The sequence below is a fragment of the Desertivirga xinjiangensis genome (assembly GCF_024436435.1).
Taxonomy (GTDB): domain Bacteria; phylum Bacteroidota; class Bacteroidia; order Sphingobacteriales; family Sphingobacteriaceae; genus Desertivirga; species Desertivirga xinjiangensis.
Map to the genome: position 1 here is coordinate 851,344 of NZ_JAFMZP010000001.1, position 23,920 is coordinate 875,263.

25 protein-coding genes are annotated in these 23,920 nt (G+C 43.4%); 17 read left to right on the plus strand and 8 right to left on the minus strand.

The annotated features are described in order from the left end of the window. Positions 1-24: 24 nt before the first annotated feature. Positions 25-285 (minus strand): hypothetical protein, encoded by a 261-nt coding sequence (locus tag J3P37_RS03515; protein WP_256009617.1) that lies wholly within the window; start codon positions 283-285, stop codon positions 25-27. A gap of 63 nt (positions 286-348) precedes the next feature. On the opposite strand from J3P37_RS03515, the gene J3P37_RS03520 reads away from it, so the two are divergent. From J3P37_RS03520 to J3P37_RS03535, 4 genes are all read left to right on the plus strand, one after another. Next, a complete protein-coding gene (locus J3P37_RS03520; RefSeq protein WP_256009618.1) occupies positions 349-1,113 on the plus strand; it encodes a sensor histidine kinase in 765 nt (254 codons plus the stop codon). A 221-nt stretch (positions 1,114-1,334) separates the two neighbouring features. Further along, complete coding sequence (locus J3P37_RS23035) at positions 1,335-2,351, plus strand: helix-turn-helix domain-containing protein (protein WP_256009619.1); 1,017 nt, start codon at positions 1,335-1,337, stop codon at positions 2,349-2,351. Positions 2,352-2,366: 15 nt separating this feature from the next. Then, a complete protein-coding gene (locus J3P37_RS03530; protein ID WP_256009620.1) occupies positions 2,367-3,458 on the plus strand; it encodes a helix-turn-helix domain-containing protein in 1,092 nt (363 codons plus the stop codon). A 132-nt stretch (positions 3,459-3,590) separates the two neighbouring features. Next, positions 3,591-3,716, plus strand: coding sequence for a hypothetical protein (locus J3P37_RS03535; RefSeq protein WP_256009621.1), 126 nt, complete (start codon positions 3,591-3,593; stop codon positions 3,714-3,716). A gap of 14 nt (positions 3,717-3,730) precedes the next feature. On the opposite strand, the gene J3P37_RS03540 is transcribed toward J3P37_RS03535, so the two are convergent. Further along, complete coding sequence (locus J3P37_RS03540; RefSeq protein WP_256009622.1) at positions 3,731-5,134, minus strand: M23 family metallopeptidase; 1,404 nt, start codon at positions 5,132-5,134, stop codon at positions 3,731-3,733. Between the two features lie 103 nt (positions 5,135-5,237). On the opposite strand from J3P37_RS03540, the gene J3P37_RS03545 reads away from it, so the two are divergent. Together J3P37_RS03545 and J3P37_RS03550 are read left to right on the plus strand one after the other, a co-directional pair. Further along, on the plus strand, positions 5,238-6,422 hold the full coding sequence (locus tag J3P37_RS03545) for an MFS transporter (RefSeq protein ID WP_256009623.1): 1,185 nt from the start codon (positions 5,238-5,240) through the stop codon (positions 6,420-6,422). 69 nt (positions 6,423-6,491) lie between these two features. Next, positions 6,492-7,064 (plus strand): alpha-ketoglutarate-dependent dioxygenase AlkB, encoded by a 573-nt coding sequence (locus J3P37_RS03550; protein ID WP_256009624.1) that lies wholly within the window; start codon positions 6,492-6,494, stop codon positions 7,062-7,064. Between the two features lie 256 nt (positions 7,065-7,320). On the opposite strand, the gene J3P37_RS03555 is transcribed toward J3P37_RS03550, so the two are convergent. Then, the gene (locus tag J3P37_RS03555) at positions 7,321-7,602 is read right to left on the minus strand and encodes a hypothetical protein (protein WP_256009625.1); all 282 of its coding nucleotides are present in this window, start codon (positions 7,600-7,602) and stop codon (positions 7,321-7,323) included. Positions 7,603-7,737: 135 nt separating this feature from the next. On the opposite strand from J3P37_RS03555, the gene J3P37_RS03560 reads away from it, so the two are divergent. From J3P37_RS03560 to J3P37_RS03575, 4 genes are all read left to right on the plus strand, one after another. Next, entirely contained in the window at positions 7,738-8,307 is a 570-nt protein-coding gene (locus J3P37_RS03560) for a thiamine pyrophosphate-binding protein (RefSeq protein WP_256009626.1), read from the plus strand. Beyond that, positions 8,282-8,692 (plus strand): thiamine pyrophosphate-dependent enzyme, encoded by a 411-nt coding sequence (locus J3P37_RS03565; protein ID WP_256009627.1) that lies wholly within the window; start codon positions 8,282-8,284, stop codon positions 8,690-8,692. The genes J3P37_RS03560 and J3P37_RS03565 overlap by 26 nt, the downstream gene beginning before the upstream one ends. A 203-nt stretch (positions 8,693-8,895) precedes the next feature. Beyond that, a complete protein-coding gene (locus J3P37_RS03570; RefSeq protein ID WP_256009628.1) occupies positions 8,896-9,402 on the plus strand; it encodes a GNAT family N-acetyltransferase in 507 nt (168 codons plus the stop codon). Between the two features lie 112 nt (positions 9,403-9,514). Continuing rightward, a complete protein-coding gene (locus tag J3P37_RS03575) occupies positions 9,515-11,428 on the plus strand; it encodes a PAS domain-containing sensor histidine kinase (protein WP_256009629.1) in 1,914 nt (637 codons plus the stop codon). 11 nt (positions 11,429-11,439) lie between these two features. On the opposite strand, the gene J3P37_RS03580 is transcribed toward J3P37_RS03575, so the two are convergent. Together J3P37_RS03580 and J3P37_RS03585 are read right to left on the minus strand one after the other, a co-directional pair. Next, a complete protein-coding gene (locus J3P37_RS03580) occupies positions 11,440-12,642 on the minus strand; it encodes a DUF763 domain-containing protein (protein ID WP_256009630.1) in 1,203 nt (400 codons plus the stop codon). Between the two features lie 278 nt (positions 12,643-12,920). Continuing rightward, positions 12,921-13,112: a hypothetical protein gene (locus J3P37_RS03585; RefSeq protein WP_256009631.1), complete on the minus strand. Its 192-nt coding sequence runs from the start codon at positions 13,110-13,112 to the stop codon at positions 12,921-12,923. A 118-nt stretch (positions 13,113-13,230) separates the two neighbouring features. On the opposite strand from J3P37_RS03585, the gene J3P37_RS03590 reads away from it, so the two are divergent. The 4 genes from J3P37_RS03590 (at position 13,231) to J3P37_RS03605 (ending at position 16,345) form a co-directional block, all read left to right on the plus strand. After that, on the plus strand, positions 13,231-14,391 hold the full coding sequence (locus J3P37_RS03590) for an iron-containing alcohol dehydrogenase (RefSeq protein WP_256009632.1): 1,161 nt from the start codon (positions 13,231-13,233) through the stop codon (positions 14,389-14,391). Positions 14,392-14,412: 21 nt separating this feature from the next. Further along, on the plus strand, positions 14,413-15,297 hold the full coding sequence (locus J3P37_RS03595; RefSeq protein WP_256009633.1) for a DMT family transporter: 885 nt from the start codon (positions 14,413-14,415) through the stop codon (positions 15,295-15,297). Positions 15,298-15,359: 62 nt separating this feature from the next. Next, complete coding sequence (locus tag J3P37_RS03600; RefSeq protein ID WP_256009634.1) at positions 15,360-15,584, plus strand: hypothetical protein; 225 nt, start codon at positions 15,360-15,362, stop codon at positions 15,582-15,584. A gap of 71 nt (positions 15,585-15,655) precedes the next feature. Then, the gene (locus J3P37_RS03605) at positions 15,656-16,345 is read left to right on the plus strand and encodes a class I SAM-dependent methyltransferase (RefSeq protein WP_256009635.1); all 690 of its coding nucleotides are present in this window, start codon (positions 15,656-15,658) and stop codon (positions 16,343-16,345) included. Between the two features lie 30 nt (positions 16,346-16,375). On the opposite strand, the gene J3P37_RS03610 is transcribed toward J3P37_RS03605, so the two are convergent. Both J3P37_RS03610 and J3P37_RS03615 read right to left on the minus strand, forming a co-directional pair. Continuing rightward, on the minus strand, positions 16,376-17,074 hold the full coding sequence (locus J3P37_RS03610; protein WP_256009636.1) for a class I SAM-dependent methyltransferase: 699 nt from the start codon (positions 17,072-17,074) through the stop codon (positions 16,376-16,378). 336 nt (positions 17,075-17,410) lie between these two features. Further along, the gene (locus J3P37_RS03615) at positions 17,411-18,934 is read right to left on the minus strand and encodes a trypsin-like peptidase domain-containing protein (protein ID WP_256009637.1); all 1,524 of its coding nucleotides are present in this window, start codon (positions 18,932-18,934) and stop codon (positions 17,411-17,413) included. Positions 18,935-19,048: 114 nt separating this feature from the next. On the opposite strand from J3P37_RS03615, the gene J3P37_RS03620 reads away from it, so the two are divergent. From J3P37_RS03620 to J3P37_RS03630, 3 genes are all read left to right on the plus strand, one after another. Beyond that, positions 19,049-19,696: an N-acetylmuramoyl-L-alanine amidase family protein gene (locus J3P37_RS03620; RefSeq protein ID WP_256009638.1), complete on the plus strand. Its 648-nt coding sequence runs from the start codon at positions 19,049-19,051 to the stop codon at positions 19,694-19,696. Between the two features lie 89 nt (positions 19,697-19,785). Next, on the plus strand, positions 19,786-21,156 hold the full coding sequence (locus J3P37_RS03625; protein ID WP_256009639.1) for an exonuclease domain-containing protein: 1,371 nt from the start codon (positions 19,786-19,788) through the stop codon (positions 21,154-21,156). A gap of 98 nt (positions 21,157-21,254) precedes the next feature. Next, positions 21,255-22,742 carry an MFS transporter gene (locus J3P37_RS03630; protein WP_256009641.1) on the plus strand — a complete coding sequence of 496 codons (1,488 nt, stop codon included), beginning with the start codon at positions 21,255-21,257 and terminating at the stop codon, positions 22,740-22,742. Positions 22,743-22,803: 61 nt separating this feature from the next. Here J3P37_RS03630 and J3P37_RS03635 read toward each other — a convergent pair whose 3' ends face one another. After that, positions 22,804-23,916, minus strand: coding sequence for a PKD-like domain-containing protein (locus J3P37_RS03635; RefSeq protein ID WP_256009642.1), 1,113 nt, complete (start codon positions 23,914-23,916; stop codon positions 22,804-22,806). Positions 23,917-23,920: the final 4 nt, after the last annotated feature.

The window sequence follows — 23,920 nt, forward strand, 5'->3', positions numbered from 1 at the left end:
GAGGGACATCAACAGCCCTTATTACTAATACAGGAACCCAAAGAGCCATAAAGGTATTTTATGCTGATAACCTATCTCAATATCGTCAGCCACGACAAACGATTTTTCGACATGTTTTACTTGCTTGGCTGTCTTATTTTTACCGCCAACTTCAAAAACATGATCCAGTAGGCCAAAGTCGCCGTCATCAACATACCTTAGAGGGTGAATAACAGAGAGTTGGTTTGCAAAAAAGCTTTCCCTCATATTCCCGGTCATCCAGTTTAACAACTGTATCAACCACATGGCATGGTGTACATCCCAGTTAGCTGAAGCATGTCAGGGAGTATTAAGACTCATATTTGCAGAATGTTACAGTTTTTGACAGATACATGTGAATTAGACCCGGAAGTTTCTGATTTTCGCATCCATAATGAAAAGCTTCTGGAATTAAATGCCTCAAAAGATAAGTTCTTTTCAATCATAGCCCATGACCTTCGTAACCCTGTAAGCTCTTTAAAAATGCTCACTCAGTTTCTCGCTGAAGATCTGGAGCAAAATAACATGAAAGGAGCCCTCGAACTATCAGCTATGTTAAGCGCACAGGTAGATCATACTTATGCACTCTTAAATAACCTTCTCGACTGGAGCCGGGCACAATCAGGTAATATTTCTTTAAAAAGGCAGGTACTGTTTTTAAAAGATGTTTTTGAATCCGAAGTGTCAATTAATCAAATAGTGGCTGATAGCAAATACATTTGCATCACTGGAGTGGCCGACGAGAACCTTGTCATAAATGCGGATGCCAATATGTTAAATACCATATTAAGGAACCTCATAACAAATGCCATTAAATTCAGCTACGAGCATGGCTGGATAATGATCAAAGCGGAAGAAAGACCTGATGACATCCTGGTAACCGTTGAAGACTGCGGGAGAGGCATGACATCTGATATCCTTGAAAACTTGTTTATCCCACATACTAAAACCAGCACGCCTGGCACTAACAATGAATCGGGTACAGGTTTAGGCCTGCTGCTATGCAAAGAGTTTGTAGAACTGCATGGCGGCAGGATTTGGGCTGAAAGTGAGCCGGAGATCGGAAGTAAATTTTATTTCACGCTAAGCCGCTGATCAAAAGTTCTTTACAGAGATCAAGCGATCAGGTTTTCCAATAAGGCGTCTTTTGCGTTATTGGCCCTAACACCGTTTCTTCCTTTAAGCTGTATCAGTACTATAAAAGTATGAGCTCTTTGACGTAACTTTGCGCAGGGGTGCATATACGTTACTGAAAGATGCTTACATTGGGGATTGTTTTTTTTCACCTGCTTATTATATTTTTTTTGTTTAAAGCAGTGCAATCTGCTGCTGCTTTTCATACTTATATTGAAGTCGTAACGCTTTTTTCTGCTGTACATATTGTAGCAATTGTCTGCAACATCGGAACGCCCATAGGCTTGTTGTATGGCCCGCTACTATACACTGCAAATCAACCCGGTTATGAAGCTGCCAAGTCAAAAGCGAACTTTTTAATACACTTTACGCCATTTCTGCTTTTCAGTGTGGCGTATCCCTTTGTGTTTTATGGCCTGCAAAACTCTCTGCCGGCGGCACAGACTCTGATGTTTTATTATCCTGCCTACTTTGCCAGTATGTTTGCTTCTTTATTGTATTACACGTTTAGCATCATGTTTGCGAGAAAAAAAGTACAGGAGCTCCATGCACATGCCGATTTGCTTATCACGAAACTTAGTGTGGTTAACATTGCCAATGCCTGTTTGATCATTTTGTTGATGCTGCAGATGTTCAGGAACGATATTAACTATGGCTTCGACCTGCGTTTGCTGATATATGGCTTGCTTGCCTGCAGTCTCTTGCTTATGCTGCAATATCTGTATATGAGAAATATAGAAGCAGATGAGGAAACGATTTCCGCAGATACTCTTCCTGTGGATAGCCAGCAGGTAAGGAAACGCTATCAGAAATCAAATCTGGATGAGGAAGTATTGGATGAGTATGCCAGACGAATTCATAAAATACTGAAGGAATCTAAATTATATCTTAACAGCGATTTGAATCCCGACATGCTCAGTAAGGAAACCGGGATCCCGCGGCACCATTTTTCTCAGTTATTTAATGTGCAAATAGGAAAGAGTTTTTATCAGTTGATTGCCGAATATCGGATAGCACATGCTGTTCAGGTACTGAATGGTGAAGGAAATATTAAAATGGAATCTCTGGCTTATGAATGCGGATTTAATTCAAAGACCTCATTTAACAGGTACTTTAGAGAACAAACCGGACTTACACCTTCCGAGTACCGCCAGTCTGGAAAAGCGGCTTCAGTGCAGTCAGCAATAAATACGAATTAAATTTAATACCTGTGCATGTCTGCATTACTGCTTGCTTTTATTATCGTTTTTACTTTACTGACTATCAGTCTTCACTATACTGCAGGGAATAAAACGCCTTTTGAAAAAATACTTTTCCTGTATTTGTGTTATGTACTGTTCCATGTAAGTTATGCTTTATTTACACGGCACTACTTTGCTGATAAAAGATATATTGATGGTGCAGTGCCTTTTGGCTTATTTTATGGCCCGTTTTTCTATTTCGCCTGGCGTGCATCGCAGGGCAAGGTGTTGTCAAATATGATGATATGGCTGCATTCAGTACCTTTTCTTTTGGGATGCGTTGCTTACATAATCATGCTCTGCAGTTCATCCTTCAGACAGGATTATACCCGTCTTTACTATGGAGTACTCTATTCTTCGGTAGCGATATCGATGTTTTTTTATGCTTTGAAGGGTATGTTTGGTGGAGCCAGGGAATCAAAGGCGATATCGGGAGATGCACGGCGCTTAATTGGTATAGCAGGTATGATACTTTTGATCATCGCCTTGTTCTTCTTTGTTCAAACCTATACCAGGTTGATCCCCTGGACAAGAAGTATATCTTCCTGGACATTCTTCTTTATGTATACGCTGATATTTTCGTCAGTGTTGATCGTATTTCGTTATAATATAAAACGGCTCAGAATTAGGCGGGTTGGTGCAATGGAACTTTCGGCTGCATCCGATAACAGCGATAGCGGAGAAAGATCCCGGCTATACAAAAAATCAGCCCTGTCAGAAAAAGTGCTCGCTGAATACGAAAAAAAGCTGGAGATTTTGATGCTGGAAGAAAAAGTTTATCTAAAAACGGACCTTAGCCTGGAGGGGCTTGCGGCCGAGCTTAAGATTCCAAAGCACCACGTCACCCAGTTGTTTAATGTCCATATAGGAAAGAACTTCTACCAGTATATTAATGAGTACCGGGTTGACCACGCCTGTGGTCTCCTTCAAAGCGAGCCAAAAAATATAAAGATCGATGAACTTGCATTTCTTAGCGGCTTTAATTCTAAGGTTTCGTTTAACCGGTATTTTAAAAAACAGATGGATTGTACGCCCTCTGAATTCCGTGAACGTCTGCAAGGCTGATTGAGGCTATTAGCATAATTTCAATCGTTTAAGTTGTTTCAGCCGTGTGGGATGTCGGGCTTCCCAGTTTGTTGAGGTGTCAATTGGCGTTGAATACTGCATTTTTGAGGCTGTAAACAAACACGCACTTAAATGGAAAGTATACAGGGAAGGAACCAGGAAAGATACAATAATGCAGAAAAGTTTAATACGGTTACGATGTGGCTTCTTATTATTATCCTCCTTGCTGTTGTTGCCTCAGAATATTTGCACGTATGATTGCACCATATAACTTACAGGTTTTTAGGCAGCCAGCCACTATGCCGAGAACCTGATACATAATAGTAGCCATTATATTCTCCCAGTATTCTAATGCTTTCTCCAGGAGAAACGACACCTTTCCGGGCAGCAATACTTTCTGGTTTATCTAATACATATTGTTCATTTGAAATCTTTAGCTGTTTAACCGGGAGACTCACAGGTTTCACCGTTGTACTGCTGACAAAACCACTTACTCCGTCAGGTAATAAAACCTTGTACCAGCCAGAAGATGCCGCTTCCACCTGCAGCAGACTGTTGAGAGATAAGGTTCTTAGAGAGGCGGCGGTAGCAGAGGGGCCTTCCCTCATATGTACAATGCCTGAACCTGTCCTTACAGACTTGCCAATACTTGTCAGGGAAGCTGTGATTGCCGGTGGAGATTTGATTGCGGGGTTGATAAAGTCTAATGGATCAATGGCTCCTCCTCCGGTATAAATGCCAAAATGCAGATGCGGTGCGGTATTAATGGCGTTACCTGTGTTTCCCACTAAACCTATAGTATCGCCTGCAGAGACTTTCTGGCCATCGGTAACCAGCTGTTCATCCAGGTGGGCATAATATAGGTTATAATTCTTGCCCTCGGGGCGAATGAAAACAACTTTGCCGCCCAGTTTATTATCTCCAACCCGCGAGACGAAACCGTCTGCGGCGGCAAGGGCTGGAGTTCTTTTAGCTGCGAAAATATCAACTCCCTCATGTCTTCTGACGCCGCCATCCCTGTCGGCTCCCCAAAAGCTGCCTATTTTCCCTTTTTGAACGGGGAAGGCTAAAGAGGGGCCACTTGAAATGGTCAGTGTATATTCCCCGGAGCCCAGGAGCTCCGGCTGTAATCTAAGGATATAGATACCGTTGTCGTCTATGTCGTGTTTAAACGGCGCAGCATTTGTATCAGCATAAGCCAGAAGCTTTTTATTACCACTAGTCTTAGCCTCCCAGAGATCGACGTAGATGCAGAAGTTAGTCGCTGGTTTCTTATCAAGAGAGATACTGATCCGCTGCCCTCTCTTAGCTTCGAAGCGTACAGCGGCGGCCCGTGGTTGTTCGGCAGAGAAGTAGCCGCTTTCTTTATAGGGGATGGTGACGCTTAGGGGCTTAAGTAAGCTTGCCTCGGCCTGTCCAAACCAGGCTTTTCCCAAAGCACTTTCTCTCAATCCCGCATCGATCAGGTTTTGCCCGTATTTTTCGTGGGGACTTCTTTTTCCGAAGAGGCCTGCAGGGCCAGAAACATTACAGGATTGAAGGCTGACACCTACTAGCAGGACGAAAATCTGGCCTTGTGGATAAAGGCACACGCGGCACGCGTGCATCAGCATTGCCAGGGACGAGTGGCAGGCTTGTGCCAGCATTAACAAGAAAATATAGATCCGGTACATCATTTCAAATATGTGATATGATATTTAACAGACGCATAAACTGTTTGTTCAAACGTATATTTGCGGCTTTCTAAGATGTTTAAAAAATAGGGGATAAAGAAGGTAGATGAGAAAGAAATTACTTCCGCTCGCGATGGGCGGTTTAGGGATAGGAACTACAGAATTTGTGATGATGGGATTGTTGCCGGATATTGCTGGTGAATTTAGTATTTCTATACCTGAGGCGGGGCATATGATATCGGCCTATGCTTTAGGGGTGGTTATCGGGGCACCGCTGCTGGTTGCCGCGAGTAGCAGGATGGCTCCCAAAACTATTCTGCTGGTTTTGATGCTGCTTTTCACGATCTTCAATAGCCTTTCTGCTTTTGCTCCTAATGCTGCGATCTTATTTATTGCCCGCTTAATGGCAGGTTTGCCCCACGGCGCCTTCTTTGGTGTCGGTTCGGTAGTGGCGAGCCGCTTAGCAGAGGATGGTAAGAAGGCTCAGGCAATATCGCTGATGTTCAGCGGGCTGACGATAGCAAACCTATTAACCGTTCCGCTTGGAACGTACATTGGGCATAACTATTCGTGGAGATATACCTTTGGCAGCATTGGGCTGATCGGATTGCTGACCATGTTAGCCATCTATATTTTGCTTCCGGCCTTGCCTGCTTCAAAGAACAGTAATATAAAAGCGGAAATGAAGGTGTTTGCGCGTCTGGATCCATGGTTGATCTTCCTGATCACTGCAATTGGGACTGGTGGTTTATTTTGCTGGATCAGCTATATAGCCCCTTTAATGACTGAAGTGTCCGGGTTTTCGGAGTCGATGGTTCCTTATATATTGATGGTAGCGGGTTTTGGAATGTTTGTAGGGAACCTGGTTGGTGGAAAGCTTGCTGATCGGTTGAAGCCGCTAACAGCATGTCTTGTTTTGCTTTTTGCTATGGCTGCCACTTTGGTGCTGATCTACTTCTTTTCAGAGAGCCAGCCGGTGTCTATCGTGCTGACCTTTGTTGCGGGAAGTTGTTCACTTGCGATGGCTTCGCCCATACAGATGCTGATGATCCAGTCGTCGAAAGGTGCTGAAATGCTTGGAGCTTCGGTTACCCAGGCTGCTTTTAACATGGGAAATGCTTTGGGTGCTTTCCTTGGGGGCATGCCTATAGCGGCAGGTCTCGGTTATGCCTCTCCTCAACTGGTGGGAGTTTCCATGTCGCTGTTGGGAGCGGTTTTTGCAGGGATACTTATATTCAGGCATAAGAAAGAAAGGTTGCTTGTGGCTGAATTGGAACCGGCAGCGGCTTGAGCCCGAGTTTATCTTATTCATGGCATGTTTTTTATGTTATTTCTCATAACATGGAATGAATGACATTAAATGGATACTTTATTTTCTCTTGAACCAGTGTTCCCGAAGGGCTTCAGCTATTTTCCTGAATTCATTTCCGTAACTGAAGAAGATCAGCTGCTGCAGGCGATTAGCGAATCAAATCTTCATGCCTTTGTTTTTCAGGGTTATGAAGCAAGACGAAAGGTCGAAAGTTTTGGCTACGACTGGAATTTTGCGAGCCGCACTCTTTCAAAGGGAAAGGAAATACCAACAGTTTTTAAACCCCTGATAGAAAAAGTATCAAATCTCGTGGCGATCCATCCTACAGATTTTGCAGAGCTATTGCTTACTGAATATCCGCCCGGCTCTGTCATCAACTGGCACAGAGATGCACCGCCCTTTGATCTTATTGCCGGGATCTCGCTGTTATCCGATTGCGTATTCAGGTTTAAGCCGCAAGACAAGATGAAGCAAAGCAGGTCGTCACTGCTATCCTTTACTGTAAAGCGCCGGTCGCTGTATGTCATGCAGGGAGACTCCAGGTTTAACTGGCAGCACAGTATCTTACCGGTTGCCGGGAAGAGATTTTCTATTACCCTGCGTACACTGCTTGATGGCTAGAGAGCTGTAGGTCCTTATTTGTTTTTCTTTTACTCCGATAAAGCGCTATACAAAACGCCTGAGGAGTCGGAGAGCTCCTTTTATTGGTTGATCCTTAGTCCCTGGCGCGCTTAAACCCCCGGCTACAGACTAAGGACAGCGCCGGGATTCGAGATTTAACTTGCAGCCCTGTCTGTCCTTAAGAGTTCCGGAGGAGCTCTTAGGATTCAGAAATAAACAGCAGTCTCCGACTCCGTTAAAGCGCTACGATAGCCGCTCATTCCAAATTATCAACCCCATCCCCGGAATCCGGAGTGCTCAGATCATCCTGGCCATTATCCAGGTGGCCGTAATTCTTTTCAAAGTCGTCGTCCTTTTCTACCTTGTCGTCATCCTCCTCGTCTTCATCCGGAACAAGTTCATTGTCGTTGTACTCTCTCTCTACTTCTTCAGAATCCGGATCATTCGAGTTATCAGGAGCATTAGTTCCAGGAGAAGGATCTGAAAATTGCTCTTCTTGTTCAATATCCCGCCCTGTAAATATCATTGCAAGTATCATAATGTTATTGTTTTATAAGATAACGGGAATTTACAAGAGCTGGTTTTTTTTATTGGGAAATCAATCTGTAATTGATCAAACTTTTTTTCTGCTTTATTTATTGAATCATGAGGTTAAATACCAAAAATCAGAGTTATGAATGTAAGCGACTTTATCGTCAGGCGCCTGACAGAGTGGAATGTCCAGCGAATCTTCGGCTACCCGGGAGATGGAATAAATGGTATCCTTGGGGCATTGAACCGGGCTCAGGATAAGATACGTTTCATCCAAACCCGCCATGAGGAGATGGCCGCCTTCATGGCCTGTGCACATGCTAAGTTTACCGGCGAGACAGGGGTATGTTTAGCAACTTCGGGGCCTGGAGCTATTCATCTTTTAAACGGATTATATGATGCCAAACTGGATCACCAGCCTGTAGTGGCTATAGTGGGGCAGCAAAAAAGAACCTCGCTGGGTAGTAGCTATCAACAGGAGGTAGATCTGGTTTCCTTGTTTAAGGATGTGGCTTCAGAATATGTACATATGGTTACCGATCCTGCTCAGGTAAGGCAGGTGATCGACAGGGCGATGCGCATTGCAAAAGCTGAACGGACAGTAACGGCGGTAATTATTCCCAACGATCTGCAGGAAGAGGATGCAGTAGAAGAGCCTGCCCGCGAACATGGTAATGTATTTACCGGTGTCGGATATCCCAAAGCCGGCTGACCCACGCCTGGTAGTCATCGTCTTAAATAATCGCGATCTGAATATGGTAACATGGGAGCAGCGCATACTTGCTGGGGAACCGAAGTTTGATGCTTCGCAGAACATACCGGATGTTCCATATGGGCAGTTCGCAGAGTTGCTTGGTTTAAAGGGAATTCGAGTGGAACGGCCCGAAGACATCTCTGGAGCCCTCGATCAGGTGTTGCATGCCGACCGGCCTGCAGTACTCGATGTAGTAGTCGATCCTAATGTGCCGATTGTTCCTGCCCATGTTACCATGTCGCAGCTTGCCAAGTTCAATAAAGCTTTAATGAAAGGCGATTCTGAAAGTTCGGGAATTATACGTCAGACTATACAAGAAATTATGCAGGGTGGTGTGGTTTAATTTCGCGAATTGAGTATTTTTTTTGAGGTATTGTGAATTATAGTCGCTTTTTTTAATGTTTTCTGGAGTCGTTTGCTTTTTTTAATGTTTTTATGGTTGCTTTGATGTATTTTTTTCAATAAAAGTTTACATTTAGTAAAATATTTTCTAGTTGGGTAGTTGTTTATTGATAAAATTATGTATTTTAGTAAGAAAAAGTAGCTATGAACGCTGAAAAGACTCTGAGTGCTGGTAAACAATCCAGGGGTGACGTCAAAACAATAATCGAGTTTGACCGAACTGATAGCAAAGATTTGCGGTTTATCAATGTGGTCAGGGAGCTGGACGCGAATTTGTACGCTATGTATAATAATAACAATTATCAATTTGATGTAGATATAAAGGTAGACAACATCAATACGGTAATTCTTGCATGCATCAGAAGTATTACGGTAGGCGGTGGCTGTTTCAAAGAGATAGATTCTGATACAGTGGAATTTAAACGCATGTTCGTTAATCCATATTTTCGGGGGCTTGGCGTAGCTTCCGGAATTCTGGATGAACTTATTCTTTGGGCAAAAGAACTCAATTATTCGAAAGTGGTACTGGAGACGGGAGAACGTCAGGCCGATTCGATAAGTTTATTTGAAAAACATCAGTTTTCGGTGATCGACAATTTTGGTCCTTATATAGGGATTAAAGGAAGCGTTTGCATGGGAAGAGATATATAAAACGGCAACTTTAACGCCTTGTTTTTCGTATAGGTTTTATTCCGGTTTCGGAATAGTATTTTAATTATTGCCGGGTGGCTAAATCTTCCGGTGATCTGCTAAAAAGAAATCTATGCAAAGTGCTGACAATGCTGATAGTGGTAATCAGCTAAGGGTAGAAACCAATAATCCAAACCTGAAAGGTGAAAGCTTCAATTGGGAAATGACAGAGGTGTTAAATAATATTAACATTGGTTTTTTTTCAAGAGATATTATTGCTGATAAATATATCAACCTTTCGGAAGGATGTCCTAAGATATATGGCTACACATTAGACGACTTCTTCGCAAACAGTAAGTTATGGTATGACGTAATATACCCGGCAGACAAGGTTGTAGTTGAGAAGGAAGATGCTTTTTTGCTTAATGGGCAAAAATGTGTCTCGGAGTACCGAATTGTACATAAGGACGGTAGTTTGCGCTGGCTGGAAGTAAAGGCTATTCCTGTAATTCAAGACGGTGTGTATGTTAGAGTGGATGGAATAGTAAGTGATATCACTGACCGGAAAACTGCAGAGCTTGAAGTGATCAGGGCTAAAGAGCTTACTGAAATTATAATGAATAGTTTGCCTGGCATTTTCTATTTGTATAATGAACAGGGTGAATTTATTTACTGGAATCAAAACCTCGAAATAGTTACCGGTTACAGCACAGAAGAAATATTCTCCTTACATCCTTTGGATTTGTTTGTTCAGGAGGATAAAGAGCTCCTGGCCGGAAACATTGTCCGTGTTTTTGAAAAAGGGACGTCGGAGGTTGAAGCCAGGCTTCTTACGAAAGACGGGCAGGAAATACCATATTACTGTAACGGCAGAAAAGTTAAGATCGGTGATACAGTATGTCTCGTTGGAATGGGACTGGATATCACTGAAAGGAAGAAAGCTGCGGAGAGCCTTCAGAAAAATGAAGAAATGCTGTCCCATATTTTGAATTCAATTCCTCAGTCAATCTTTTGGAAGGATAAAAACTCAGTTTTCCTTGGCGGAAATACCGTATTTGCACATGGTGTTGGTTTAAAAGATGTTGAATCAATAGTTGGAAAGACCGATTTTGACTTGCCATGTGATTTACAGGAAGCGCACAAATACCAGAAAGACGACCAGGAAATAATGGCCAGCGGACAGCCACGGATTCACTATATTGAAACTCAGCAGCACGCTGATGGTGAGGTGTTTTGGATAGATACCACCAAGATTCCACTGAAGGATAGCAACAACAATGTCTATGGTGTTTTAGGGATCTATGACGATATCACTGAACGCAAAGTAGAGGAAGAAAGACAGAAGAAGGTCACCGCAGATCTTATTCAGAAAAATATTGGCTTACGCCAGTTCTCTTACATCGTGTCCCACAATCTGCGATCTCCGATATCTAAGATTTTAGGTTTGGCATCACTATTTGAGAAAGAAGATACTAATCCAATCAACCAGGAGCTGATCGAATATCTCGTAAATGAGGTGTCTAACCTCGATACTGTAGTTAAGGATCTCAATACCATTGTAAGCTGTCATGATAGTGGGAATCAACAGATAGAACAGATATCCTTAATTGATAAAATGCAATTGATCCAACAGGCCCTTGGAGATGAAATTATGCAGACGGGCGCGCAGATTACCTGGGATTTTTCGCAGGTAGAAAAATTGAGATCCTTAAGAGCCTATTTTTATAGCATCATGTTTAATCTCATATCAAATGCTATAAAATATAAACATCCTGACCGGCCTTTGAAGATTCATGTTGAATCGGGACTGGAAGCTGATTATATATATATATCTGTAAAAGACAATGGGCTTGGGATTGATCTTGCCAGATATGGAACCAAGATCTTCGGCCTATATAATCGTTTTCATACAGGAAATATACCGGGCAAGGGTATTGGGCTAAACCTTGTAAAAACCCAGGCTGAGACGCTGGGAGGCAGGGTTGAGTTGGAAAGTACTGTCGATGAGGGAACAACTTTCCGGGTATATCTACCTAAAAATGAATAGGTTATCAGGGGTCAGAACAGTTGAAGCTGCTTATTTAGAGGAGGCTTTTCTTTGCCAAACACTGTTTGTCCGCCGTATCGCCAGGATTCATTTCGTTCTTTTTCAATGACTTTATCGAAATCGGCATTTGGCGTAAAACCTTTTTCGGCACGCCTGGCAATCTCAGCAAGTTTCTTTATGGCTTCCTGTTTATCGCTGTTGCCTATTTTGGCCTTGTGAACTGCCTGCTGCAGTACTCCAATAGTTTCGTCGTATACTTTAACAGGAACGGGGAAGGGGTGCCCATCTTTACCTCCATGTGCAAATGAAAAGCGAGCAGGGTCTTTAAAGCGGGAGGGTGTTCCGTAGATCACTTCGCTTACGAGAGCCAGTGACTGCAAGGTTCTTGGACCAACGCCCTCCAGAAGCAGGAGTTCTTCAAAGTCGGCAGGCTTCTTTTCGTGTGCCAGCCATAATACACTTCCGAGGCGCTTCAAGTCAACGTCTTTAGCCCTAACGTCATGATGTGCGGGCATAATGAGCTTCTGAGCTTCAGCAAGCATGATTTTTGGCGACTCATTGGTCATCTCCATCACCGAGTTGCGCGAAGCTGAGGCTTCCCGGGCCACCATGTTCAGGATATTGCCCTGATTGATTCCACATATTGCCGTATGTGGTTCTTCTACAAAAGATTTCAAGGATGAGGAGTGCCAGTGATAACGTCTGGCCGTGGAGCTGCCGGGGCTCATACCTTGCTGCACTACTGTCCATTGCCCATCTTCAGTCACAATAAAGCTGTGCATATATAGCTGGAATCCATCCTGCACTGCTGTATTATCTACTTTTGCACTAAGTTTACTACAACGTACCAGGTAATTTCCATCCAGTCCGGTGGCATTACCTATCTTAATTAATTCATTTGGCGTTTCGCGCGAAAATTTGCCTTTGCCTCCACAGATATAGATTCCCAAATCTTTTGAATGGGGGTTTATTGCTCGTTTAAGTGCTCCCATTACGGAAGTAGTTATTCCGGAAGAGTGCCAGTCCATGCCCATCACAGCGCCAAGGCTTTGAAACCAGAAAGGATCGCTTAAACGTCTTAGAATTTCGGCCTTGCCATATTCTGTAATAATAGCTTCAGTAATCGCCAGTCCCAGCTTCGCCATTCTTTCTGCCAGCCACTTCGGCACATAGCCGTAGTGCAGAGGCAGGTCCGCACTCCCTGAACGTTTCATACTAACAAATTTAGTAAAAAAAAACGAAATTTTTAGTGCTGCCGCACGCCCAATGTTGTTAAGTTAACCAGGGCTGTCCGTAGACTAAGCGAAGCGGAGTCTACGGATTAGCTAATAAATGCGAGTCTCTGACTCGAATGGGCGTTTTGTATAGTGCTTTAGCGAGTCGGCGACTCTTTTTTATCTCTGAATCCTGAGAGCGCTGCTCTAACTCTCAGGACAGACGTGGTATGCTGACACGCGTGTGCCTTAAAGAAACTAGTACCCTGGCATCCCAGCTAGTCTACCTCCTCCACCTGTTGCAAGATCCATTGCGTATCAGTCTTTTTATACTGAGCTTTATAGTTGATTCCTTCCGTAGTAAAATGAAAGCTGAAAGCCTCTTCATTCTTATCTTTGGGAATGAAGCCCGGCATTATATTGTCTGCTAATAACTTTATTTGTTCTTCTGAGTATTTTTTCCGGGCCATATGTTAATTGAAACTCCTTAATTAGTAAGACAAAAGTAAAAGCTCCTGAGTATTATTGTAGAATAGTAAATAAACAATTAAAATTGAGGACAAGCGATCAATTCTAACACTATTTAACATGCTGAATTTTGAATTTAAGAATCCTACGAAAATAATATTTGGGAAAGACAGGATTGAAGAACTGCCTAAAGAAATACCGGCAAACGCCAAAATATTGATGCTCTACGGAGGCGGCAGCATTAAATTAAATGGGATCTACGAGCAGGTAAAGGAAGCTCTGAAAGACTTTGAAGTGCTTGAATTTGGCGGAATACCCGCCAACCCGGAATATGAGATCTTATTGAAAGCCTTAAAGATAATTAAAGAGCAAGGTGTTACCTACCTCTTAGCTGTCGGGGGAGGATCTGTTATTGACGGCACGAAGTTCTTATCGTCGGCAGCGCTTTATAAGGGCGATGATCCCTGGGAGATATTGTCTAAAGCTATCCGCACTGAGAAAGGCATGCCATTCGGTACCGTGTTAACAATACCCGCGACCGGTTCAGAAATGAATTCAGGCGCAGTGATCACCAGGGCAGAGACCCGGGAAAAGCTGGGTATGGGTGGTCCGGGTTTATTTCCGGAATTTTCAATCCTGGATCCTCAGGTAGTAAAAACATTACCCGAACGCCAGTTGGCAAATGGTATTACAGATGCGTTTACTCATGTTCTTGAGCAATATATGACCTATCCGGCCGGGGCACAGCTTCAGGACCGTTTTGCTGAAAGTATCATGCAAACGCTGATCGAGCTCAGTCCGAAGATCCTTAAAGACCCGTCAGACTATGAGGCTGCATCCAACTTTATGTGGTGCTGTACGATGGCTTTAAATGGCCTTATCCAGAAAGGTGTCCCTACCGATTGGGCAGTACATGCTATGGGGCATGAATTAACTGCTATATATGGCATTGATCACGCACGCACCCTGGCTATTGTAGCACCCAGTCATTACAGGTATAATTTTTCCAGTAAAAAAGAAAAACTCGCTCAGTATGCAGAACGCGTATGGAATGTTACGGAAGGCTCCGTAGAAGAAAAGGCAAAAGCAGGAATTGATAAGACGGAAGCATTTTTTCATTCCCTGAATATAGCAACCAGCTTATCTGAATATACTGAAAATTACGAAGGGACCGCTGCTGTGATTGCGAAACGCTTTACTGAACGCGGATGGAAAGGCCTGGGAGAGCGTAAAAGCCTGAGCCCTTCGGACGTGGAAAAAATAATAGAAATGTCTTACTAACATTCGTTTTATTATCTCCAAATGAAGAATATAAGCATTGGGATACTATTCTCCATACTTTGGGCCTCTGCCTCGGTGGCTACAAAGTTCGGCGTAGAATCTGTTTCCCCTCTGATATTGGCAAATGTGCGGTTTTTCATTGCCGGTATCCTGCTTTTGCTTTTTTCTTATACATTTAAAAGGCAGGCCGAATTTCGCCTGCCCCTTGGGAAGGAATGGACACAACTCGTTATTTTCGGTTTACTCAATACAACGATATACCTTGGACTATACGTGTTCGCGATGAAATATACAGCAGCAGGTATTGGCAGTCTGGCAGTATCTACCAACCCGTTGATGATTGTTGTTTTTTCTGCGATCTGGTTAGGCAGACGGCCTTCGAGGATGGAGATCATTTGTATAATACTGGGCATGACTGGTATTGCTGTTGCGACATATCCCTTATTAAAAAACGCCTACACCACTATAGAGGGGCTCGTACTTTTGATAGCCAGTATGGTTGCCGTATCTATGGCCAGCGTTTATTATGCAACAGTAAAATGGAAGCTTCCCAATCTGCTGATTAACGGCTGGCAGGTGTTTCTGGGGGGATTGTTTTTGCTGCCTGTAACGCTGGTCTTTAGTGACTTTTCTACTGCTCGTCTGGATGTGCAATTCTGGGCCTCTGTGCTCTGGTTAAGCCTGGCAGTTTCTATCATTGGCCTGATCTGCTGGTTTTACCTGCTGCGAATCGATACGGTTAAAGCTTCTTTATGGCTGTTTTTATGCCCTCTTTTCGGGTTTTTCTATGCATGGTGGCTTATGGATGAGCCTATCACTGCTTATACTATACTGGGGACATTACTTGTGGTAGTAGGTTTGTATATGGGAGTGATGAATAGTGGTAAGTTGAAGATTAAAAGTTGAGGGCAGAAAGTTGAAAACTGTAAGTGTTTGCAAGTGTTTATCTGATGATCTTATCTCGAAAAATGAAACAGTTTAAAATTGAAGTAAATGGTTTGGAATATCAGGTTGAACCATCGTTGCATGAAGGATTTTATCAGCTTGAAGCCGAAAGTCTTTCAGGTTTAATAGGAAAGACCGCTGAAGGGGATTGGGAGCTATCGCTGCCATCAGGTAATGCGGCAGACCTGCCGGCCGCGGAAATTGGAGCAGCCATTGAAAGGAAGTTGAAAGTTGAAAGTGAAGAGTAGAAAGTTTCCGGCATGTCGCCAAAGTTTTTAACTTTAAACTTTCAGTCTGAACGCAAACTTATATATACATAATGGAAGAAGTAAAAGACCATTTCGGCGCGATCTCCAAAGAATACGATAGGCAAAGGCCTTACCTTATTCCTTGCTTTCATGATTTCTACACTGCTTGCTATCCCTTGATTAAGAAGTTGGGAAATGCGCAAACGATACTTGACCTCGGTGCGGGCACAGGATTATTTTCCTATTTTATTTACCTTATACGACCAGAGTTAAACTACACGCTTACTGACCTTTCACCAGAGATGTTGAATGCCGCCCGTGAGCGATTCAAGGGTTTAAAAAACTTCCGTTTTCAGGAACTCAACTTTGCAGCAGACGCACTACCTGGAAAATATGATCTGATAATATCGGCGCTGTCTATCCATCACCTGGAAGACGAAGACAAAAAAAAGCTATATAGAAATATTTACGAGGCTCTTAACGACGGAGGCCTCTTTATTAATGCGGATCAGGTAATGGGCAGGAGTAAGGGATTTGATAAATTCTATAAAGATAGCTGGAAAGAGTCGGTGATGGATTCAGGTCTTGAGGCCACAGCTGTCGGGAGCGCCTTCGAGCGTATCAAGCTTGACAAGTTTGCTTCGCTGGAAACCCAACTGAACATGCTTGCAGAAGCCGGTTTCGACGATATTGACTGTATCTACAAAAACCAGAATTTCGCTGTGTTCGCGGGAACTAAAGGCGATATTCTTTCCGCTTAAGGCGTACAGCCAGGAAAAGCAAGGAAAGGATCATAAAGCGTTTTCCATCGGTTGCATCTTTGCCAGGTACTGATCATCTTCATCCTCCATTAAAATTTCCAGGGACCAGCGCTCTTCCGAGGCTATCTTTTTTAGTGTGTTCTGGTCTACGTATAACCATTTAAACCACTCACCTTTTTGAGATTTGTATTCATATTGGAAAGTTATTTCCCCGTAATAACTTTCTGGCTTTTTTATTCCTTCTTCATACAGGTAGGCAATATCGGAGGAATCAAATAATAGCTGACCATTCTTTTTGAGGAGTTTCCGGGTGTTTCTGAGGAAAGCTTTCAATCCATCGATGGTTCCGCACAGGCCAATTCCGTTCATCAGGAGGAGAAGTGTGTCGAACTTTGCAGCTTCATAATCGAAAATGTTCGTATTAATTACTTTCTTTACGCCCCTCAGTTCCATTACATGGCATGCTGTAGATGAAAGCTCTATTGCAGATACGTCAAACTTGTGCTGCTGTAATAGAAGTGCATGGCTACCAGCTCCGGCGCCTATATCCAGGATTTTTCCTTTACAGTTTTCAAGAGCCAGGAGTTCGATATCGGGCATTTCATCCTGAGATCTGAAGAATACGTCGACAGGCATTTCTTCCGCTTCGGCATAGGAGTTATTAATCCATAGGGTATCGGTAAACTTGTTGTTATAATAATCACTAAGCGCCTGTCCGTAAATGTCCATAAGAGCAAAAGTACGAAATGTAGGTTTGTCTGTGGTGCACGAAAAGTTCGTTTATTAGCACACGCGGCACCCGTGCGCTCAATGTCGTTATTTAAGCTTTTGTCTGTCCTTAGGAGTTCCGGAGGAGCTCTAAGGATTCAGAAATAAAAAGGAGTCTCAGACTCCGTTAAAGCGCTATAAAAACGCCTGAGGAGTCAGAGACTCTCTTTTATTGGTTGATCCTTAGTCCCTGGCGCGCTTAAGCCCCGGCTACAGACTAAGGACAGCGCCGGACAGCGCCGAACTAACCTTTTTTATTAAATAACGACCTTGCGCTTGTGCTGAAATCTATCCCGTTTAAGCTCCGAGCGGGAAATTAAATACGAATCGCATGCCGTCAGGAGTTATACCTTCTATCCGCGCCATTCCGTTTGAGGATAAGGCAAGTGCAGCATCCAGCTCTGCGGAGCTGTTTACCGCGCGGCCGTTAACCCTGGTGATAACCGTGTTCCTGGGTATCCCGGCTCTATCAAAGAAACCACCACTGACTACAGCCGTTACAAGCAGGCCTGCATTAAGTCGGTAATACTGTTTTATGTTTGAAGGTAGCGGTCCGAAGCTTGCACCAAGTTTTTCCTGTAAAGCACCAGCATTATTGCCAGAGAGCTTTGCGGAGGCTTCCGCCCCTTTCAGGGTCACATTGGCGTTGCCGGTCTTTCCATTCCGGAGAAAAGACAATTGTATCTTATCTCCGGGACGATGCCTGGCTATGCGCTCTGAAAACTCTGCGGAGGAAGCTACTTTTGTACCGTCGATGCTTTGGATGACATCCCCTGCTTTTAAGCCTGCAGAGGCAGCAGCACTACCTGCCTGGACCCCGGTGATATACACGCCCTGTATAGACGCGGGATTGATCCCTTGTTGTCTAAGCAGTTGTTCTTCTGCCGAAGGAGCCGGGAAGCTTACACCGAGGTAACCCCGTCTTACTTCTCCGTAGCTTCGCAGATCGTTTACCACTTTCTTGGCGAGGTTAGCCGGAATAGCGAAGCCATAGCCTGCATAACTCCCGGTTTGTGAGGCAATGGCAGCATTGATGCCAATGAGCTGGCCTGAGGCATTTACCAGGGCTCCGCCACTGTTTCCTGGGTTTATGGCTGCATCTGTTTGAATGAACGATTCAATAGCGGTACTTGCGCCGGCATTATCCGAAGAATTGCCAGGCTCCCGCTGGCCGAGAATTCCTATACTTCGGCCTTTAGCACTGATAATACCTGCTGTGACCGTAGAATTTAAGGAGAGGGGGTAACCAACGGCTAATACCCATTCGCCCACTTGCACCTCGTCGGAATTTCCCATTCCTATTACAGGGAGGTTGTTGCCCTCAACTTTAATAAGTGCAAGGTCGGTGCTTGGATCCCGGCCGATCAGCTTTGCCTGGAATGACCGGCGATCTGTAAGAGAAACATTGATGTTTGTAGCATTTTCTACTACATGGTTATTAGTAACGATATAGCCGTCTGGCGATATAATAACTCCGGATCCGGAGGCTCTTGATGGGCTGCTGCCCTGCGGAGATCCAAACAATTCTTCCAGCGGGTTCCTCGAACCTGATGAGCCTGTATAGGTTGTTTGAATGTGAACCACAGCGGGTGTGGCGGAGGCTGCAGCATGCACAAAGTCAGGATTTACGGCGGATAGATCAGATGTTCTTTGGTTGACGAAGCTTAACTTTGCGTTTTCTTCCGGAAGCAGGTAAGTCTCCTCTTTCTCCATGCCGTCAAAATAACGATATGCGCCAATGGCAATAAGTGCGGAAATAAGTGCAGATACCAGCATGAGTCCCCCGTATACCAGAAACTTTTGTTTGTTTATCTTTGTCATATTAAGCAGCTTGTTGGTTGTATACTAAAATAAAAGGATAGCCTTAAATGTTTTAAAATTGAGCCTAACTCTCCATTCATAAATCTATTTTTGACCTTCTTCTTTCTACTAAAAATGAAACATCTCTTCACATTCGTTCTCATATGCTGTTCCTGGCAGCTGGTAGCCTCCATTTTTCCGCCCCCAACCTTAAACTTTGTAGTTGTGCTCGACCCAGGGCATGGCGGTAAAGACAGTGTAACCAAAGCAAACGGTGTTTATGAGAAGGATCTTGTACTGACAATTGCCAGGGAAATAAGAGATCATTTGCAGCAGCAAGGTTTTGAAGTGATCATGACACGCGACAGCGATGTATTTGTTCCCCTGTCTGAAAGAGCTAAGATTAAAGGCGATGTATTTATTTCACTTCATGCTAATAGTGTAGCTGATAGTATTGGACCCAGTGTTCGGTCGATGATAAAAGGTATGGAAATTTATACGGAGCGATCAATGGAGAACAATCCGTATTTAGTTAGCCAAAGTAATATACTAGCCGAAAATTTTAAGAAACACTTATCAGTATTTAAGGGGCTTAACCTGAGAGCCGTAAGGCAAAAATCGCTGGCTGTATTATATCAAAATAGGTCTCCCGCTATTATGATTGAGCTGGGTTTTTTGACAAATGAGGAAGATATGGGTTTCCTCACCAACAAGGAAAACTATAAGGTGCTTTCCAAAGCTTTCGCCAATGCTATAAAGGCATACCGGGCGACATTGAAATAGTTTAATATATTGACTAAAATAATTAGCAAATTGTTTAAGTTTGTACTAAGTAAGCAATAGCAATTTCAGTAAAGCTTTTTCTAAATTTAATGTACGCCATAGTAGATATTGAAACGACAGGGGGGCATGCCAGTGGAAATGGAATTACAGAAATTGCTATTGTTCTGCATGATGGGAAAGAGGTTGTGCATCAGTATCAGACTCTTATAAATCCGGGGATTCCTATTCCTTTGTATATCAGTGCTCTTACAGGTATCAATAATGCAATGGTTGAAAATGCTCCATCATTTTCAGAGGTGGCTGGCGAGATTTATGAGTTGCTCCGGGATAAAGTCTTCGTTGCACATAATGTAAATTTTGACTTTTCATTTGTGAGGCATCACCTTAATGCGGCTGGTTATGATCTGCAGTGCAAGAAACTATGTACAGTACGGCTGGGCCGCAAAATACTTCCGGGATATCCCTCATACAGTTTAGGAAAACTTTGTAAATGTCTCGATATTACTATTGAAAACAGGCATCGGGCCGGAGGGGATGCACTGGCGACAGCCAGGCTATTCTCTTTAATGCTTGGAAAAGACGAGGAGGGACATATTCCGCAGTTCTTAAGCCGTAACTCAAAGGAACAGCAACTTCCCTCTAACTTAAAAAAGGCTGACATTGAAAGACTGCCTTCATTGCCTGGGGTATATTACTTTCATGATCAGAAAGGGAAAGTTATTTATGTAGGCAAGGCAAAGAATATTAAAAAAAGAGTGCTCTCGCATTTTACCGGCAATAACCCGGGCAGGCAGAGACAAGAGTTTATGCGTAACATACACTCGGTTACCTATCAGGACTGTGGAACAGAGTTAATGGCATTTATTCTGGAAGCTTCTGAAATAAAGCGCTTATGGCCTGCGAATAACCGGGCTTTAAAACGTTTCGACCTTGCTTATGGGCTGTTCATGTATGAGGATCAGCGAGGTTATCTGCGTTTAATGATCGATAAAAAGAAAAAGTTCTCTAAACCTCTTTATAGCTTTAGTCAGATATCTGAAGGACATAACCTTATCCAGCTTCTATTAAAAGAGTACTCTTTATGCCCCAAATTGTGCTTCATTCAGCGTAATAATGACAGCTGTATCGGAATGGCTCATGGGCATTGCTATGGGGCCTGTGAAAGCACTGAACTCCCTCCAGAATATAATAACAGGGTTCAGCAGGCAATAGCGGGAATGAAAGCGGCTTTACCATCGTTTGTATTGCTCGATGCCGGTCGCACTAATGATGAAAAAAGCATTGTCCTGATGGAAAAAGGCGAATTAAAAGGGATGGGATATGTTCAGGAGCATACCGATGTGGCTACTGTTGCACAAATGAAAGACATTTTAACGCCTTATCTTTCAAATGATTATACCTGTAATCTGGTCCACAGTTTTGCCCTTAAAAATCCTGAAAAAATGCGGAAGCTGGACTAGTCTGATATAGTTATAAAAAATTGTAACATCGTTGATACCAGGGCGTAAAAATTCTCGAAAAGTAAAGACAACGCTCATCTGCTGAAAACAGAGTATCTATGAAATTTTTATCACCAACGACAAAACTTACAGAAGCACAAACCCAAAGCGGGCTTCGATATATTGTAAAAGAGAGCCTTGCTGGAGAGGTGATGGTTAATTTGACAGGAGGGACTTTCCTGGTTTCAATGGCTGTATTTATGGGCGCCAGTAATTTCCAGATAGGTCTACTCGCTTCCTTACCCATCTTTACGAACGTTTTTCAACTCTTATCTATCTGGTTGGTTCAAAAGTACAATAACCGGAGGGCTATAGCGGTGTACACTTCGATTGTAGCAAGGGTTGCTTTATTGGTAGTAGGATTCCTCCCTTTTCTATTTGGAAAAAGCGTCAACGTAAATATCCTTATTGGTTTGCTTACCATTCATTATTTCTTTGGTTCACTTGCATCTGCAAGCTGGAACTCCTGGATGAAAGACCTTGTGCCGGAGAAGATGCTGGGGCAATACTTTTCCTACCGGACAAAGCTTATGCAGATACTTAGTGTGAGTACCAGTTTACTGGTTGCCTTTTTCATCGACTTCATGAAATCACATTATCCTCAAAATGTAGAAACGGCCTATTTTGTAATGTTCCTTTTGGGGGCAGCAGTCGGGATGCTTGGGGTTTACCTGCTTTCAAGAGCTGCGGAACCACAGGCGGAACTGGAGAAGGTACACGTTCTTAAGTCATTTCGTAAGCCTTTAAAGGACAAAAATTTCCGTAAGCTTATTACCTTTAATTCTTTCTGGACCTTTGCCCTTGATCTTGCAGTGCCATTCTTTGCGGTATACATGATGAAGACGATTGGTCTGCCTTTATCTTATGTGATGGCTTTTACCATCATTGGCCAGTTGAGCAGTATCGCTTCTATTAAAACCTGGGGGAAGTTCACCGACCGTTATAGTAACAAGACCATAATCAGGATCTGCGCTCCTGTATATTGCGCCTGTATTATAGCTATGGGATTTACAGCGCTTCCCTCTGATAAATATTCCAGCATAGCACTGCTGGTTGGTATTAATATCTTAAGTGGAATTTCGACCGCAGGGATTAACCTGGCCATCGGCAATATCGGATTAAAACTGGCTCCCAAAGAGGATGCGATGACCTATCTTTCGATAAAAAATATCATCGTTTCTTTCAGCGGTGCAATAGCCCCTCTGGCAGGAGGATTGATGGCAGACTTTTTCTCTAGTCACCAGTTGGAGTGGAACTTAGCCTGGCAGGGTGCAGAAGGTGTTACGGTTATTCATCTCCTGAACCTTGAAGGACTTAATTTTTTCTTTGTGATCGGTGGTTTGCTCGCCTTGTTTTCACTTCGCTTATTACAAGATGTAAAAGAAAAAGGGGAAGTGCAAAAAGAAAAAGTGGTGGTTTTCATGAAAATGAAAGTTCGTTCACGCATCAGGACCAACCCGGCTTTTCAAAGAGTAAGTACTTACCGCCCAGGTGATATCTCAAGATCATTAAAGCGGAAATTGGCGGGAAGTAGTTTCTTTCTGTAAATCAATACGTCAGGCACACGCGGCACGCGTGTGCCTGACGTATTGATCATCTCTTCATAAACTATTTTACCAGGCTCAAATCAGCCACACCTGTAACTTCTGTTGACAATTCTCCTAACCAGCCCAGGCTAGCCTGAATGCCAGTCTGGATCTTTATGAAGTCTATACCGTAGAGTTTTACAGTCTTTCCTTCTGCATTTATCGCATTTTTGATGTCCAGCTTATCGGATCCTGCTATGTTATCTGCATAACCAAACTCAAATGGTGCGCTTTTTATAAAATTAGGATTGCTCATATCAATATTGCTTGAGGGCAGCAAAGAACCAGTAAGGGTATATTCATTTTCTGCGATCCACTCCGGGTAATAGGCCTGTTTATGAAAATTATTGGTTTTTACAACCCCCGTATTTCCTTTGCTGTCTCTCCAGGGAATATCTGCTGTCGCCGGATTAGGCCTGGTGTAAGTAACCGAATAGTTTCTTTCGTAACCGGGAGAGTTGTATGCGCTTCCGCTTAATTCATACCAGGTGTCATCCGCAAGGCCATTTTTATTGTCATCACGCATCACGTATACAATCCCGGGCTCTGCCGAGGAACTCGATCCGTTGCCGTAAACTATGATATCTTCTTTGTCTGCCACATCGAGCACAGTGTGGTCAAAGCCCAGAACGATGTATCCGCCATATGCACCCAGGGAGACTGTTCCCTTTTTACCTACGATGCTGTTAGCGCTTTCCAGATTTCCCGGAGCTTTGTTGATAAACTGGCCAGGTGCAGGTTTGTATACCACAAGACTGGTTACATAGGCATTGCTTTCCGGACTTACCGGCCTGCCGGGACTAAAAACAACCGTAATGGTATATGTTTTTGAAAACTCACCGGCATCATTTATAGCCTTGTATTTCAGGCTATACACACCTTCATCCCCGGCAGTAAAATTGTATTCATTGGCAGTGCTTACAAGCTCGTTATTAAGTAACCATTCGCTCTTATATTGGCTATCCGACACGGAAGCGGTGATCTTGAAAATTTCGCCAGGGCTAAGTGTTAACTGATCAGTTTCCAGTGATAAGCTTACCTGCGGTGGTAATTCAGCAGTTTCATTTTCTTTACCGCAAGAAAATAACGAAAGGGCGGTAATAAGGAGGAGATAGTGATACTTGATATTCATCATGTTC